At 74.2% G+C, this 14,646-nt stretch carries 11 protein-coding genes; 5 read left to right on the top strand and 6 right to left on the bottom strand.

All coding sequences use genetic code 11. The features are described from left to right. Positions 1–13: 13 nt before the first annotated feature. Positions 14–1,903, bottom strand: coding sequence for an NAD-binding protein (locus BLT97_RS17695; RefSeq protein ID WP_093611255.1), 1,890 nt, complete (start codon positions 1,901–1,903; stop codon positions 14–16). Positions 1,904–2,317: 414 nt separating this feature from the next. Here BLT97_RS17695 and BLT97_RS17690 point away from each other — a divergent pair, with 414 nt between their 5' ends. Continuing rightward, positions 2,318–2,614: a hypothetical protein gene (locus tag BLT97_RS17690; protein ID WP_093611253.1), complete on the top strand. Its 297-nt coding sequence runs from the start codon at positions 2,318–2,320 to the stop codon at positions 2,612–2,614. A gap of 168 nt (positions 2,615–2,782) precedes the next feature. On the opposite strand, the gene BLT97_RS17685 is transcribed toward BLT97_RS17690, so the two are convergent. Both BLT97_RS17685 and BLT97_RS17680 read right to left on the bottom strand, forming a co-directional pair. Further along, positions 2,783–4,768, bottom strand: a complete 1,986-nt coding sequence (locus BLT97_RS17685) for a DUF2264 domain-containing protein (RefSeq protein WP_093611251.1) — start codon at positions 4,766–4,768, stop codon at positions 2,783–2,785. Next, positions 4,765–5,841 (bottom strand): hydroxyacid dehydrogenase, encoded by a 1,077-nt coding sequence (locus BLT97_RS17680; RefSeq protein WP_093611249.1) that lies wholly within the window; start codon positions 5,839–5,841, stop codon positions 4,765–4,767. Before BLT97_RS17680 ends, BLT97_RS17685 begins: the two co-directional genes overlap by 4 nt. A gap of 274 nt (positions 5,842–6,115) precedes the next feature. On the opposite strand from BLT97_RS17680, the gene BLT97_RS17675 reads away from it, so the two are divergent. Beyond that, entirely contained in the window at positions 6,116–6,595 is a 480-nt protein-coding gene (locus BLT97_RS17675; RefSeq protein ID WP_176953802.1) for an SRPBCC family protein, read from the top strand. A 142-nt stretch (positions 6,596–6,737) separates the two neighbouring features. On the opposite strand, the gene BLT97_RS17670 is transcribed toward BLT97_RS17675, so the two are convergent. Then, positions 6,738–9,215, bottom strand: a complete 2,478-nt coding sequence (locus tag BLT97_RS17670; RefSeq protein WP_093611245.1) for a tetratricopeptide repeat protein — start codon at positions 9,213–9,215, stop codon at positions 6,738–6,740. Positions 9,216–9,459: 244 nt separating this feature from the next. Here BLT97_RS17670 and BLT97_RS17665 point away from each other — a divergent pair, with 244 nt between their 5' ends. Both BLT97_RS17665 and BLT97_RS17660 read left to right on the top strand, forming a co-directional pair. Beyond that, positions 9,460–9,915 carry a carboxymuconolactone decarboxylase family protein gene (locus BLT97_RS17665; RefSeq protein WP_093611243.1) on the top strand — a complete coding sequence of 152 codons (456 nt, stop codon included), beginning with the start codon at positions 9,460–9,462 and terminating at the stop codon, positions 9,913–9,915. 169 nt (positions 9,916–10,084) lie between these two features. Then, a complete protein-coding gene (locus tag BLT97_RS17660; RefSeq protein ID WP_093611241.1) occupies positions 10,085–10,615 on the top strand; it encodes a MarR family winged helix-turn-helix transcriptional regulator in 531 nt (176 codons plus the stop codon). Here the strand turns inward: BLT97_RS17660 and glxA are convergent. Together glxA and BLT97_RS17650 are read right to left on the bottom strand one after the other, a co-directional pair. After that, positions 10,608–12,623 carry a radical copper oxidase GlxA gene (gene glxA, locus BLT97_RS17655; protein WP_093611239.1) on the bottom strand — a complete coding sequence of 672 codons (2,016 nt, stop codon included), beginning with the start codon at positions 12,621–12,623 and terminating at the stop codon, positions 10,608–10,610. The genes BLT97_RS17660 and glxA overlap by 8 nt on opposite strands. 154 nt (positions 12,624–12,777) lie before the next feature. Then, positions 12,778–13,557: a VOC family protein gene (locus tag BLT97_RS17650; RefSeq protein WP_093611237.1), complete on the bottom strand. Its 780-nt coding sequence runs from the start codon at positions 13,555–13,557 to the stop codon at positions 12,778–12,780. A 175-nt stretch (positions 13,558–13,732) separates the two neighbouring features. Between BLT97_RS17650 and BLT97_RS17645 the strand changes: the two genes are divergently transcribed. Continuing rightward, positions 13,733–14,581 carry a sulfurtransferase gene (locus tag BLT97_RS17645; RefSeq protein ID WP_093611235.1) on the top strand — a complete coding sequence of 283 codons (849 nt, stop codon included), beginning with the start codon at positions 13,733–13,735 and terminating at the stop codon, positions 14,579–14,581. The last annotated feature ends 65 nt before the right edge of the window (positions 14,582–14,646 follow it).

Here is a 14,646-nt window from a genome sequence, read left to right as displayed (position 1 = left end):
GGGCCCGCGCCGTTCACTCCTGCCCGGCCCTCCGAGGCGCGCCCACCCGCCCCGCCTCCCGCCGCCGTCCCAGGAGGCGGGCGAGGCCGCGGCGGGTCGCCGCCACCACCACGCGGTCCTCGGCGGTGAGGACCTGGCCGGGGTGCAGGTCCCAGACGAGCCCGGACGTGTGGCCCTGGCCGTACGGGGGCGGGCCCGCCGAGAGGTCCGGGAGGCGCTGGGCCGGGGCCGAGGTGTCCAGGGCGACCACGCGCCACGCCCCCGGCCGGAAGGCCTCCGCCACCGTGCGGTCCCGGAGTTCGGGGTGTTCGGCGACGTCGAGCGCCGCGAAGAGCAGGACCTTGCGTTCGACGGGGATCGCCCCGAGGATCCGGCGGCCCATCATCGCGCCCGCGAACGCGGGTGCGGCCAGCGTGGTGACGCTGCGGCTGCGGGTGTTCGCCCCGGGGTGCGCGGCCCGCAGCGTACGGAAGACCGCGAGCGCGAAGTCGTCGTCGTACAGCCGCAGCACCACCCCCAGGTCGGGCTTCACCGACCGCGCGTACAGCGCCGCTTCGAGGTTGGTCGTGTCGACGCTCGTGAGCGCGAGCAGGGCGTGCGCGCGGTGGATCTTCGCCGCCTCCAGGACGCCCTCCTCGGTGACATCGCCGAGCACCACGGGCACCCGCAGCCGCCGCGCGTGCGGGATGCCGCGGGCCTCCGGGTCCTCCTCCACGCAGACGACGGGGATGCCGAGTTCGCGCAGCCGGGTCAGGACGCGGGAACCGATCTTGCCCAGGCCGAGCAGCACGACATGGCCGGACAGACCGCGCGGCGGACGGCGCAGCGCCGCGGCCGTACGGAAGGTGCCGAAGGCCTCCAGTGCCGCGGCGAGCAGCACCGGCAGGAGCAGCAACCCGGCGAGCGCGGCGAGGAGTTGGAGGACCTGGCGGCTGTGCGGTCCCTCGGTGGCGGGGTCGTTGAGGGCGAACAGGTCCAGGAGGGTCAGATACGTGGCGTGCAGCGGGTTGCCGCCCGCGGTCGCCCAGGAGGCCACGGCGAGCCCGAGCACCGCGGTGAGCAGCCCGGCGAGCGCCCAGCGCAGCCGCCGCGAGAACAGTTCGCGCAGCGGCGCTCCGCGTCCGGCCAGCCTTCCCGGGGCGAGCGGCGGCGCATGGTGCCGTACCGCCTGCAGGACGACCGTGCCGCGCCCGGCGGCCGCCGCGACCGCCGCGTCGTCGGGCAGCAGCAGCGGGCCCTCGTCGCCGTTGCCGCCCGCGCCGGTGCGGTTGGTGGACAGGAGCGCCAGCGTGCACAGTCCTTCCGGCGGCGCACCGTCCTGGGCCGGTGCCTGCTGTTCCACCGCCTGAAGCAGCAGCCCGTCGGCCTGGAGCACCTTGCGGGTGCCGGCCACCGCGGCGGCGGCCAGGGCGGGCGCGGCGGTGTCGGCGTCCGAGAGCACCGTCGTGGAGACGTCGCGCGTGGCGAGGTCGGGGTCCGCCAACAGGGCTGCCTGGTCGAGGAGTTCGGCCAGGTGCTGGCCCAGCTTGCGGTTGTAGAGGCGGATGACGAGCCGCAGCCGCGGATTGAGCCGCCGGGCGGCGAGGGCCGCGCGGATGTTGGTCTCGTCGTCGTCGTTCACCAGGGCGAGTGCCCCCGCGTCCGCCACCCCCGCCTCGGCGAGCACCTCCTCGGTGAGCTCGGCGGCCTCCACCACCCGGTCCCCGTCGGGCACTTGGGCGGCACCGGGGCCGCGCCCGAGCGCCGCCGAGAACCGCCCGAGCAGCGCACCCGCCCGCTCGCGTCCGGTCTGCGGCGAACGGCCGCCCGCGGGCGGCACCACGAGCGTGACCCGCTCCCCGTACACCTCGCGCAGCTCACCCGCCAGACGCCGGGCGAGCGCGTCGTCCCCGCAGACGACCATGCGGTCGGAGAGGGGGAGGGCGGAGGAGGAGCCGGGAAGGGAGTCGGAGCGGGGTTCGGATCGGGGTTCCGAGCGGGAGGCCGTGTGGGCCGGGGGAGTTGGGGGAGCGGGAGGTGCCGGGCGCCTGGGCGCAGCCGGGCCGTGCGCGGGGTCGGCGAGGGGTGCGGGGTGCGGGCGTGGTGCCGGGTCGGGGCGCGGCGCGGGATCCGGACGGGGTGAGTGATCGGACTGATCGGGCACGAGGGTGAAGCGTGCCGCATGGGGCGGGGTGCTGCCAAGGAGGGGACGGAGCGCCGGGCCCGGACACGCCGGTGCCGGCGCTGAACGGCTCGCGCCGCCAGCGGGGTGCAGGATGCCTGCGGCGGCCGGCGCAGCCGAGCGCCCCGCCGTCCCGAGCACGCACTGGAGCACCGCATGACCACCGCACACGCCCCCCACTCCGCCCACGCCCACCAGCACGGCGACGGCTGCGGGCACGTGGCGTTCCCGCACGGGGACCACGTGGACTACGCCCACGACGGCCATCTGCACCGCGTCCACGAGGACCACGTCGACGAGTGCGAGCCGGCCGGCCACCACACGCACGACGGCCACGAGCACCGGCACGGCGAGGGCTGCGGCCACGTCGCCGTGCCGCACGGCGACCACGTCGACTACGTACACGACGGCCACCGGCACGCCGACCACGACGGGCACTGGGACGACCACTGAACGGGCGGGCGCTTCGGGTGGGGTGACGGGAGGGCGGGACGGCCGACGACGGTACCTGGGGACCGCCGGCCCTCCCGCCCGCCGCGGTCTTCCCCGCCGCAGTTGGGCCGCCTGCCGGGCCCGCCGCCTGTCCCGTCCGCCGATCGGGTCGCCTGTCCTGCCCGCCGCTCAGCGTGCAGCGCCCGGGCTGAGCCCCTCGGCCCCCGGCCCCTCACCCCCGCCGCCCTCAGCGAACGTCACGTCAACAGGCCCGAACACGACACGCGTCAAGGCCCCGTCGCCCCACCTGACCCGTACCCCCTCGCTGTCCGCGGCCGTCTCCACGACCACTTGGTCCAGAGCGACAGGCTCCGCGGAGAGCACGGCCAGTGCCACGTACACCCCACGCCCCGGCCCGGCCCCGGATCCGTCGTCAGCGTCCGACCCGGCCTCCGCCCCCACCCCCGCCGTCAACCGCGCCATCTCCGCCCACCGCGTGAACGCCGTGCCCTGCGGCGCCCGTTGCACCTCCGGCGCGCCCTCCGTGTCCCAGCCGTACAGCGGACGCAGCCCGGTGTGCAGCCCGTCGTCCGGTCCCGTCGCCCACCCCGTCTGTTCCACCCGCGCCCCCGGCGGTGCGCCGAGCACGCGGTGGATCCGCAGCTCGTAGGGGCCGCGTGCCACCGTCACCGACTCGACCCGCAGTCCGGGCACCGTCGGCGGTCCCACGGGGAACACCGGCCGGTGCCGCGAGGCCGCCCAGCCCCAGCCCTCGCCACCGCCCGCGCCGAGCGGGTGGATCCGGCGCCGGACGCTGCGCACCCCGTCGAGCACCACGGCGAGATGGTTGTCGGGCGCGTTCCCGGCCGCGGTCGGTCCCGTACGGGTCGAGTAGTGCTGCCGTCCGTAGAGCGGATCGTCCTGTGCCGCCGACTCGCCCGCCTCCGGCGGCACATGGTCGCTGCCGTGGTTGTGCACCCGCACGATGCCGTCCGCGCGCGTGCCGTGGATCAGCAGCCCCGGGGAGGCCAGCGGGAGCACACGGTCGGCGGTCCCGCTCGGCGCGGGCTCCTCCACGGCCGTCCACAGCGGAGCGTCCGCGGGCGCGAGCAGGCAGACGAACGCCTTCGAGGCCCAGTACGGCGAGGCGGGACCGGAGTAGCGCTGGAGCGTGGCCTCGTGCGGGCCGTGCCAGCCGAGGGTGAGCAGACCGTCCGCGTCCACCGCACCCCGGTCGAGGAAGTACCGCAGCGCTCCGCTGATCAGCCCGCGGGAGGTGCCGGGACGCCACGGGGTGTCGCCGGTCAGCGCGCCGAGCCCCACCGCGGACGCGGCCGCGAACCGGTACGTCAGGGACCGGCCCAGGTACACCGGCGCCCCGTCGGCCCCGAACAGCAGCCCGAGACCCGCGAGATGCTCCCGCAGCCGCTGCCCGTACACCCCGGTGCCCGCGCCCGACAGGTGCGCGTCGAGCACCGGATACAGGTGCAGCGCCCAGCCGTTGTAGTGGTCGAAGGCACGCCCGTCGCCGTCCGCGTACCAGCCCTGCCCCCGGTACCAGCCCTCCAGGAGCCCGAGCCCCCGCTCGCGCGCCCGCGCCGTCTCCGCGTCCCCGCGGCCCACCTCCTCCAGGAAGCCGGCGACCGTGAACGGGAAGAGGTACCAGTTGTTCGGCGCGGGCACGCGGCGCAGCGCGCCCCGCAGCCAGGCCTCGGCCCGGTCCTGCACGTCGCCGTCGAGCCGGTCCCACAGCCAGGGCCGGGTCAGCCGCAGCCCGAGCGCCACGGACGCGGACTCCACCATCGGCTGTCCGGCCACATGGATGTCGCGGATCACCGGCCAGGACTCGGCGTCGTCCCGGCCCGGCGTACGGGTCCCGGCCGCGAGCCCCTCGGCGTACCGCTCCAACCAGCCGTACGGATCGGCCCCTTGGGCCCCCGCGACCCGGAACGCGGCGGCGAGGAAGGTCCGCGCGTACCCCTCGAGACCGTCCGACCGCACCCCCGACTGGGAGGGCGGGCCGGGCAGGTCGAGCAGCGCGCCGCGCGGAGTGGCCCACCGCCAGGCGGCGTCGAGCAGGCCGTCCGCGGCGGCTTCCCAGTGGGCGCGGGAGTAGCCGGTGTACGGGCTGAGGGCGCGATCCTCCGCGGGCAGCCGTGCGGTCCACGGGCTCATGCGAGAAGCCCCGACCGCTCGCGGCTCACGGCATGGGCGAACCCCTCGCCCGCCGCCCACCGGCGCAGCTCGCTCACCGCGAGATCGGTCAGACGCCCCCATTCGTTGCCCTGGGAGCCGGCGACGTGCGGGGTGATCGTGACGTTCGGGCAGTCCCACAACGGGTGCTCCGCGGGCAGGACTTCGGGGTCGGTGACGTCCAGGACCGCTCGGATCCGGCCGGCCAGCGCGGCCTCGGTGAGCGCGTCCTGGTCGACCACGGCGCCGCGCGCGGTGTTGATGAGCACGGCGTCGTGCCGCAGCGCGCCGATCAGCTCCCGGCCGACGAGGCCGCGCGTCTCGGGCAGCAGCGGAGTGTGCACGCTGACGGTGTCGCAGCGCGCGAACAGTTCGTCGAGGCCGACGAGTTCGGCCCCGAGCCCGGCCGCCTCCGCCGCTGTGACGAACGGGTCGTACAGCAGAACCCGCACGTCGTACGGCCGCAGCAGCTCGATCACCCGGCGTCCGATGAGCGAGGCGGACAGGATCCCCACCGTCCGCCGGTAGTTGCCCACGTCGCGGGGGACCAGCGTCCAGTCGACCTCGGTGCGCGCGGCCCGGTGGTCCCGTGCGGTCTCGAGCACCCGCTTGCCGCTCAGCAGGATCATCGCGACGGTGTACTCGGCGACGGGCAGCGCGTTGGCCGCGGCCGCCGAGCTGATCTCGATGCCGCGCTCCCACGCGGCCCCGGTCATCACCCCGCGCACCGAACCGGCCGTGTGCACCACGGCCTTGAGCCGCGGCGCGGCGGCGAGCGCGGCGGCGTCCAGGGGCGGACACCCCCAGCCGGTGACCAGCACCTCCGTGCCCCGCAGCACGTCCCGCGCCTCGGCCGAGCCGAACTCGTGCAGCAGCCGCGACGCGGGCGCACAGACCTCACGGAACGCGGCGACGGCTTCGTCCGTGAGCACGGCCCGGGCCGCCTGCGGCGAGAACGCGAAAGCGGCGGAGGGCTTCGCGGACACGGAGTCCGGTGGCACGGACGGCTCCGCGGAGACGGTGAGTGGCGCGGGCGCGGAGGGTCGTTCGGGCATACGGGGGTCCCCTTGGCTGCGGGTGGCGTATGGGCGTTGTGGGTGAGGGCGTACGGGCGTACGGGCGTACGGGGGCGAGGCGTACAGGCGTCGTGGGCCGTGGCTGTTGATCCACAGGAATCGTGGGTCGGCGCAGGGCCCGGGGTCAATGGTGCGAAGATCGCGGGTCCTTGCGGACGCGGGCCGGGCCCACGCCGGACCCGGAACGGATGCCCCTCCGCCGGGCCCCGGCCCACGTACCGCCCGCCCCGGCCCGCCCCCTACAGTCACACCCGTGATCCGCTTCGAAACCACCACCCGCATCGCCGCGCCCCCCGAGCGGGTCTTCGACCTCTCCCTGGACGTCGGCCTGCACACGGCCTCCATGGCCCGCAGCGGCGAGCGCATCGTCGGCGGGGTGACCGAAGGGCGGATGGCGCTGGGCGACACCGTCACCTGGCGCGCCCGGCACTTCGGGGTGCCGTGGCGGATGACCTCGCGGATCAGCGCCTGGGAACGGCCGTCGCACTTCGTGGACGAGCAGGTGGCGGGCCCGTTCGCGCGCTGGGTGCACACGCACGACTTCGCGGCGGACGGGACGGGCCGCGGCGGCACCGTGATGCGCGACACCGTCGTCTTCGCCGCGCCCTTCGGTCCGTTGGGACGCCTCGCCGAGGCCGCGTTCCTCGGCCGGTACATGCGGCGGCTCATCCGGCAGCGCAACGCGCATCTGCGCACGGCCGCGGAGACGGGCGGCGGCGACCGCGCGGCCTGACCCGCGCCCGGCCATGAGAGCAGTACGCCGCTCACCCGGCCGTGAACATCCGCGCCCTCACCCGGCCGCGAGCACCCGCGCCCCCACCCGGCCACGAGCACCCGCACCCCGCCTCAAGGCTCCGCCACAAGCACCCCACCCCTCACCCCACCACCAACAACTCCCCCCGAATCGCCCGCCCCGCCTCCCGGTGCCGCTCCGCCGCCTCCGGGTCCGTGTCCGCGAGTACCGCCGCCAGGCCTTCGTGCGCCTGGGCCTCCGCGTGGCGGTTGCCGGCGCGCGGGGCCAACTCCAGGGCCTGGCGGTGCAGTTCGAGCGCCTGGTCCGGCAGGCCCGCCAGACGGCAGGTCTCCGCGTAGTCGTGCAGGAAGTGGATCTTCCAGTGCTCCTCGAAGAGTGCGTCGAGCAGCGTGAAGGCCTCGCGGTGGGCGGCCAGGGCCTCCTCGTGGCGGCCGATGCGGCGCAGCGCGACGCCCAGGCAGTTCAGGCACCACGCCTCGTTGTGCCGGTGGCCGTCCTCGCGCGCCAGGTCGAGCGCCCGCCGCAGCTGGTCCACCGCCTCCTCGGGCGCCTCGGGCGCGAGCGCGACCCCGAGCGTGATGCGCGCGGTCAGAGCCGGCGGCCACGCGGGGTCGGCGTGCGGCACGGCCAGCGCCTCGCGGGCGAGCCGGGCCGCCTCCTCGTGATGCCCCAGCTGCAGCAGCGCCCACGCCTCGTACGCCGTGGCATGCGCCGCCCCCGACGGGCAGCCCGCCTCCGCGTACAGCCCGCCGGCCTGCCGGAACAGCTCCAGCGGCTCGGTCACCAGACCCGCGTCCCACTTCAAGTAGCCGCGCCGCATGGCCAGTTCGGCCTGCGAGCGCGTGTCCCCGGTCTCGGCCACGAGCGGCAGCGCCGAGGCGTAGGCGGCGTCGGCCTCCGCCATCCGGCCCGCGTTGTAGCGCGCGAAGCCGAGGTCGCTGTGCGCCTCCGCGAGCTGCCACGGATCGGCGAGGCGCCGGGCCGCGTCCAGGGAGCGCTCGAAGAGGAAGTTGAGGTGGGTGGTCCCGCAGCGGCGCGCGAAGTACGCTCGCATGAACCGCGGCAGCTCGCACACATGCCGGTCGGCCCCGGCCGCCACCGCCGCCTCGAAGGCCCCCATCAGGTTCGTGTACTCGGTGACGTACCACATCATCGCCGCCCGCTTGTCCGCGAACGACGGTACGGCTGCGGGCGGTTCACCGGCCGAGGGCGCCCGCGTCCCGGCCAGGAACGGCATCGCCGCATCCGCCGCCGCGGCCGTGTGCACGTAGTAGTCGAGCACCCGCGCCAGCGCCTTCTCGCGCAGCGCCGACGGATCCTGCTCGGCCGAGGCCCGCCGCGCGTGCTGGTGCACGAGGTCGTGCAGCCGGTAACGCCCCGGCGCCCGCTCCTGTACGAGATGGGCGTCGAGCAGATCCTCCAGCATCTCCCGCGCCGCGCGCGGCGGCACATCCGCCAGCGCCCCGGCCACGTACATGTCGAAGGTCTCCCCGGGCAGCTGCCCGAGCAGCCGGAAGAGCCGCCCCGTCGCATGGTCCAACTGCCGTACGGACATGGCGAACGCGGTGTCGAACTCGCTCGCCCCCTCCGCGAGCCGCTCCACGAGGATGCCGACGGTCCACCCCGGGCGGTGCCGCAGGCGGGCCGCGGCGAGCCGCAGCGCCAGCGGCAACTGCCCGCACAGCCGCAGCACTTCGGCCGTCGCCTCGGGCTCGCGCCCGAGCCTGCTCTCCGCACGCCCCGACTCGCCGCTCGCCTTCGCGAGCAGCTCGGCACTCTCCTCGGGCGTCAGGACGTCCAGCGATACGGGCGGCACCTCGTCCAGGCCGAGCAGCCGGTTGCGGCTGGTGACCACGGCCACCGAGGAGCCCGCACCGGGCAGCAGCGGGCGCACCTGCTCGGCGTCCGCGGCGTTGTCGAGCACGATCACGGCCTTGCGGTGCGCGAGTTCGGACCGCCACACGGCGGCGAGCGGCTCGACCCCGCCGGTCTGCGGAATGCGCTCGGAGGGCACGTCGAGCGCCGCGAGCAGCGAGCGCAGCGCCGGATCGGGCCCCAGCGGCTCGCGCCCCTCGGTGAACCCGTGCAGGTCCAGGTAGAGCTGGGCGTCCGGGTAGTCCGCCGCGAGCCGGTGCGCGGCGCGCACGGCGAGACAGGTCTTGCCCACGCCCGCCATCCCGTCCACGGCCACCACACGGTCGGCCCGCACGGCGTCGAGCACCGCCGCGAGCTGCTCGCTCCGCCCCGTGAAGTCCGGTACGTCACGCGGCAGATCATTGCGCGGCGGACGTGGAGCACCCGGCGGCGGCGCCGGGGGAGTGACCTGCCGGCTGCTGCGGGGCGGCGCGGGCAGCGGGTTCGACGCCTGCTCCCACAGCGGACGCAGCGGGCGCGGATCACGCCGTACGAACTTGCACAGCGCGAGCACCGCGGGCCAGGGCGGCACGGTCTGCCCGCCGAGGTACCGCGACAGCGAGGAGGAACTCAGCCCCAGTTCGCGCGCGAGCGCCCGCACCCCCTGACCGGACACCTCCTGCAACGCCCGCAGCCGCGCGGCCAGTTCGTCCCGCGGATCCCTCTTCGCCTGCTGCGGCCCCATGGCCCGCCCCCTCGTTCCCGTGCTCCGTCCCGCCCGCGCAGAAGTTTTCCCGGGGACAACGCCCCTGTCCAGGACCGGTGTTGCTGTCCCACGGTGTCCCACATTCCTCGCCGGGCCACCCCCGCCCGGGCTGTCATGGAGTCACACCCCGACGAGAGCCGGGGGAAACGGAAGGCCGGCCCCGCCGGCCGCACCACCGAAAAGACGAAGGCCGGTCCGCCGGCCCACCCACAAGGAGACCGCCATGCAGTCCCGTATGCAGAACCCCGCCGCCCTGCTCCCCGGTTCGATGGAGGCCATCCAGGGCCTGTTCAAGGCCGTGCACTCCGCCGGGGTCGACGGCCACATCCTCGAACTGGTCCACCTGCGCGCCAGCCAGATCAACGGCTGCAGCGCCTGCGTCGACGGCGGCACCAAGACCGCCCGCAAGGCCGGCGTCACCGACGAGCAGCTCGCCACGGTCGTGGCCTGGCGCGAGACCCCGTACTTCTCCGACGAGGAGCGCGCGGCCCTCGCCCTCGCCGAGGCCGCGACCCGGCTGGCCGACCGCCCCGACGCGGTCAGCGACGAGGTCTGGGACGAGGCGGCCTCGTACTTCGACGAGAAGCAGCTGGCCGCGATCATCATGATGGTCGGCGTGACGAACCTGTTCAACCGCCTCAACGCGACCACCCGGCAGATCGCGGGCGCCTGGGGCTGAGCGTGCGGGAGCCCCGCGGGACGGGACGGACGGAGTGAGGCCCCGGCGGCACCGGGGCCTCACCGCCACCCCGGCGGCAACGGGCCTCACCACCACCCCGGCGACGCCCCCGCCCACGCACCACCGCACGCTGCACCGCCCGTCCTGCCGCACGCGGTACAACAGACCCATGCCAGCCCCACCCCGCCCCGACCTCCCCGGCGTGGACGCCGTCACCCGTGCCGTGCTCACCGCCTCGCGGCTGCTCGTGGCCGTGTCGGCGCGCTCCCTCGCGACGTACGAGGACCGGGTGACCCTGCCGCAGTTCCGGCTGCTCGTCGTGCTGTCGGCGCACGGTCCGTCCAAGCTGGTCGCGCTCGCGGACGGCCTGGGCGTCAGCCCGTCGACCGCGATGCGGATGACGGACCGGCTGATCGCGGCGGGCTTCGCGGACCGGCAGATCAACCCGGCCAACCGCAGGGAGACGGTGCTGCGCCTCACCCCGGAGGGCGCCCGCCTCGTCGAGGACGTCACCGCCCGCCGCCACCGCGAGATCGAGCAGATCGTCGCCCGCCTCGCACCGGCCCAACAGGCCGCCCTGGTCGAGGCATTGACGGCGTTCACGGAGGCGGGCGGCGAGCCGGCGGTCTCGGGCGCGGACACCTTCCCGCTGGGCTGGACCCCCGGCGCCGAAACCCTCACCACCCCGCCGGCTACTTGATCGCGGGCTCAGGATCCTCGTCCGTCGTCTCATGCGTGGGCGCGTCCGCCGCCACCGGCACATGCAGCCACACCGCCTCGGAGGGTACCCCGCGGTCGTCGACGGCCATCAGCATGTACCAGCCGGGCGGCACCAGCGCCGGGTTCTCCGGCAGCGTGACGTCCACCCCCTTCTCCGTGCGCTTGAAGTCCAGCGCGATCGACCGCTGTTCGACGTTCGTGACATGCGTGAAGGAGCCCGGCCGGATCAGCCGCATCCTGCTGATCGCCTTCGGGTCGTCGCTGTCGTACGACACCGTGTTCCCGAGCTTCACCGTCCGCCGGCCGCCCTCCGGGTCCCGCAGCACCGGCCGCTCGCCGCCCTGGTGCAGATACGGCGGGGTGTAGAGCTCCAGGCGCTGGTCGAACTTCGCCTTCTTCGAGTTGGCCTCGTCGGAGAAGAGCGAGTCCGAGCCGAAGGTCATCACCCGGCCGTCGGGCAGCAGCAGCCCGCCCGAGTGGTAGTTGCGGCCCACCAGCGGATCGGCGGCATCGGTGAACTTGTCGGTCTTCGGGTCGTAGATCGAGGCCTTGAGCACGTTGCTGTCGGACTTGCCGCGGTAGTCCCCGGAGCCGTTGGTGGTCAGCACCGTGTCGTCGGGCAGCACCACGCTGCTCGGGTAGCGCGCCTTGTCGTACAGCGGCGGCCCGTCACGGAAGCGCGGCTCGTCCTCCTTGAGGTCCACCAGGCGCGTCCGGTCCGTGGACTTCGCGGACTCGCCGACCCCGCCGCCCCCGAGCACCATGTACTTCTGCTCCTGGGCGGGCGGAAGGAGCACGGACATCGAGGTCTCCAGGAGGTCCGGGTCGGACATGCCCGGCACCTTGGTGAACTCGTTGCTGTCCAGATCCCAGATCCCCGGCTCGCGCCCCTTGTCGTCGGGCCCGTAGCCCGCGTTGGAGCCGGTGTAGAAGATCCGCCCGTCCGAGGCGAGGAAGAGTGCGGGATACGTGGGGAAGAACCGGGCCTCGGGCAGGAACTCCCACTTCTTCGTCTTCGGGTCGTAGATCTCGTTCTTGCCCGGCACGACCTGGCCGATCTCGTCGAGCCCGGACACGGAGAGGACCTTGCCGTCCTCCAGGGTGGTCAGCGTCGGATACCAGCGCGCCTCGTGCATCGGGTCGACCTGCACATACCGCTCGGCCACCGGGTCGAACTCGAAGGTGTCCTTGATCCCCTGGAAGTCCTTCTTGTCGAAGGACAGCTTCTGCGCGATCCCGTAGACGTTCTGCTTCTCCTCGCCCTCCAGGCCGGAGATGCGGTACTGGTCCTGTGTGCCGGTCTGGTGCTGCGGCCCCTTCTCCAGCGCCTCCACGTACACCCGCGCGCTGGACGCGGTCACCTCGGCCTCACCCGTCACGGGGTCGACCTTCTTCTTCGCGCGCGGCACGACGATGTTCGCCTGCGAGGTGAAGCTCTTGCCGGTCTCGCGGCCCGTGAACCGGGTGCCCTTGGGGAGGGTCTTGGGCGCGTCCGGATTCTCGTTGTAGACGATCATCAGGCCGCCGGCCTTCTCGACATCGCCTTCGAGCGTCTCGTACCGCTGCGTCCCGCCCGCCACCAGGAGCCTGCCGTCGGGGAGTTGGGTGTGCCCGGCGCAGAACAGGTCGGCCGGGGTGGGGATGTTCTTGAACGAGTTGTCCTTCGGGTCCCACAGGACGGTCCGGAAGGTCTTCGCGTCGAACTGCTTGGCGTCGTTGCCCGACCCCGCGACCAGCAGCACCTTGCCGGTGTGCAGGAGCGCCGCGTGGATCGTGTTGATCCGGTACTCCTTCGGCACGTCGACCAGGCTCCACTGCCCGCGTTCGGCCTTGTACTCGGGCTGGTCGATCTCGTACGCGTGGTACTGGGTGGAGGCGAAGTCGTAGACGGCGGGCGCGTTCGTCGCACCGAGCACCAGCACGGCGCCCGTGCCGAGCAGGATCTTGGAGGTGCGTCGGCTCAGGCGGTGGCGCTTCGGCTCCGGCATGCGGTGACTCCCGGCGGCATTCCGTTTTGCTCGGTTAGTACGGAATGCGACTTTAGGTCAGTGCAAGGGTTCCCGCGCTCCGGGCGTCTCGCCCGAGTGAGCAACTCCCCGTACGGACGCGCGCATCGGCCTGTTCCGCTTGCCGTCTATACGCCTATACGTCGCCGGCGCTGTGCACCACGTTGAAGGCGGCCCCTTCGGGGTCGGCCACCGTAGCCATCCGGCCGTGCCCGCTGTCGTACGGTCCGCGCAGCACATGGCCGCCGAGCTCGCCCACCCGCTCGACCGCCTCGTCCACGTCCTCGACCTCGAAGAACGTGGTCCAGTGCGCCCCGCGGTCGCGCGGCAGCCCGTGCCCCACGCCGTGGATCGCGGCGACGGACCGCCCCTCCACGGAGAGCGACAGATAGTCGAAGTCGGCGGAGACCACCGGCTCTTCGCCGTACCCGAAGACGGCCTGGTAGAACTTCGCGACCGACGCGGTGTCCCGCGTCACCAGCTCGTTCCACACCGGAGTGCCCGGCAGTCCCACGCCACCGGCGCCGATGTGCTCCGCGGCCTGCCACACCCCGAACACCGCGCCTGCGGGATCCGAGGCGATCACGAGCCGTCCCGCGTTGTCCGCGTCCAGCGGGCCCACGCCGACCGTGCCGCCGCAGTGCCGGATGGTGTCCGCGGTGGTGTCCACGTCGTCCGAGGCGAGATACGGGGTCCACGCGACGGGCAGATGCCGGTCCTGCGGCATGACGCCGATGCCGGCCACCTCGTGGCCGTCGAGCAGCGCGCGGACGTACGGGCCGAGCTGCTGCGGTCCGGGCAGGAACTCCCACCCGAAGAGCGCGCCGTAGAACTTCTGCGTACCGGCCAGTCCGTGCACCATCAAGCTCACCCAGCACGGGGTGCCGGGCGCGTGCCGAGCTGCTGACTCGGTCATCGTCACTCTCTCCTCGGGACGGCCGCAGGCCTCGATGTCGTGAGCAGCATGCCCGCTCTGGTCCTGCTCACCCCTCCGTGGCGGGCCGGCACCTCCCGTCCGGCGCGGCCGTGGGCCGCACCGTCCGTGCCTCGGGCCGTGCGCGAGGATGTGCCCCATGACTGCCACGAACGCTATGCAAGCCATCATCTCCGCTGCCGAACTGGCGAGCGAGTCGAAAGGGCAGAATCCGCCGGTCCTGCTCGACATCCGCTGGCAGCTGACGCTGGCCGCGGCCGCGGGCTCGCCGCCCTTCGACGGCCGTGCCGCCTACGAGGCCGGGCACATCCCGGGTGCCGTCTACGTCGACCTGGACACGGCGCTCGCGGGCCCCGCGGGCGATGGCGGCCGCCACCCGCTCCCCGACCTGGACGTCTTCACCCAGGCGATGCGCGCGGCAGGCGTACGGGCGGACCGCCCCGTGGTGGTCTACGACGGCGGCCAGGGCTGGGCGGCGGCCCGTGCGTGGTGGCTCCTCCGCTGGGCGGGCCACCCGTCGGTACGCGTCCTGGACGGGGGCCTGGCCGCGTGGCCGGGCGAACTGTCCACGGAGACCCCGGCCCCCGACCCCGGCGACTTCACCCCCCGCCCCGATTCGATCCCCGCCCTCACCGCGGACCAGGCCGCGGCGCTGGCCCGCGAAGGCCTCCTCCTGGACGCCCGCGCCGGCGAGCGCTACCGCGGCGAGGTGGAGCCCATCGACCGCGTGGGCGGCCACATCCCGGGCGCGGTCTCGGCCCCGACCACGGAAAACGTCACCCCGGACGGCCGTTTCCTGCCCACCCCCCAACTGACCGCCCGCTTCCAGTCCTTGGGCGCTTTCGACGCCCCGAAGGTAGGCGTCTACTGCGGCTCGGGCGTCTCAGGCGCCCACGAGGTCCTGGCCTTGGCAGTAGCCGGCATCGAAGCGTCCCTGTACGTGGGCTCATGGTCGGACTGGTCCTCGGACGAGTCCCGCCCGGTGGCTACGGGACCGAATCCGTAGCGGTTGGGCCGGTTCAGCAGGGGGTCCGGGGCTCGGAGCCCCACGGCTCTGGTGGGGCGGCGCAC

This window comes from Streptomyces indicus (genome assembly GCF_900100315.1).
GTDB classification, from domain to species: Bacteria; Actinomycetota; Actinomycetes; order Streptomycetales; family Streptomycetaceae; genus Streptomyces; species Streptomyces indicus.
This window is presented reverse-complemented; position numbering and strand designations above follow the sequence as displayed.

Excerpts from the sequence above, each read along its gene's own strand:
- BLT97_RS17695 (WP_093611255.1), bottom strand. The coding sequence starts at position 1,903 with ATGGTCGTCTGCGGGGACGACGCGCTCGCCCGGCGTCTGGCGGGTGAG.
- BLT97_RS17690 (WP_093611253.1), top strand. The coding sequence starts at position 2,318 with ATGACCACCGCACACGCCCCCCACTCCGCCCACGCCCACCAGCACGGC.
- BLT97_RS17685 (WP_093611251.1), bottom strand. The coding sequence starts at position 4,768 with ATGAGCCCGTGGACCGCACGGCTGCCCGCGGAGGATCGCGCCCTCAGC.
- BLT97_RS17680 (WP_093611249.1), bottom strand. The coding sequence starts at position 5,841 with ATGCCCGAACGACCCTCCGCGCCCGCGCCACTCACCGTCTCCGCGGAG.
- BLT97_RS17670 (WP_093611245.1), bottom strand. The coding sequence starts at position 9,215 with ATGGGGCCGCAGCAGGCGAAGAGGGATCCGCGGGACGAACTGGCCGCG.
- BLT97_RS17665 (WP_093611243.1), top strand. The coding sequence starts at position 9,460 with ATGCAGTCCCGTATGCAGAACCCCGCCGCCCTGCTCCCCGGTTCGATG.
- BLT97_RS17660 (WP_093611241.1), top strand. The coding sequence starts at position 10,085 with ATGCCAGCCCCACCCCGCCCCGACCTCCCCGGCGTGGACGCCGTCACC.
- glxA (WP_093611239.1), bottom strand. The coding sequence starts at position 12,623 with ATGCCGGAGCCGAAGCGCCACCGCCTGAGCCGACGCACCTCCAAGATC.
- BLT97_RS17650 (WP_093611237.1), bottom strand. The coding sequence starts at position 13,557 with ATGACCGAGTCAGCAGCTCGGCACGCGCCCGGCACCCCGTGCTGGGTG.
- BLT97_RS17645 (WP_093611235.1), top strand. The coding sequence starts at position 13,733 with ATGCAAGCCATCATCTCCGCTGCCGAACTGGCGAGCGAGTCGAAAGGG.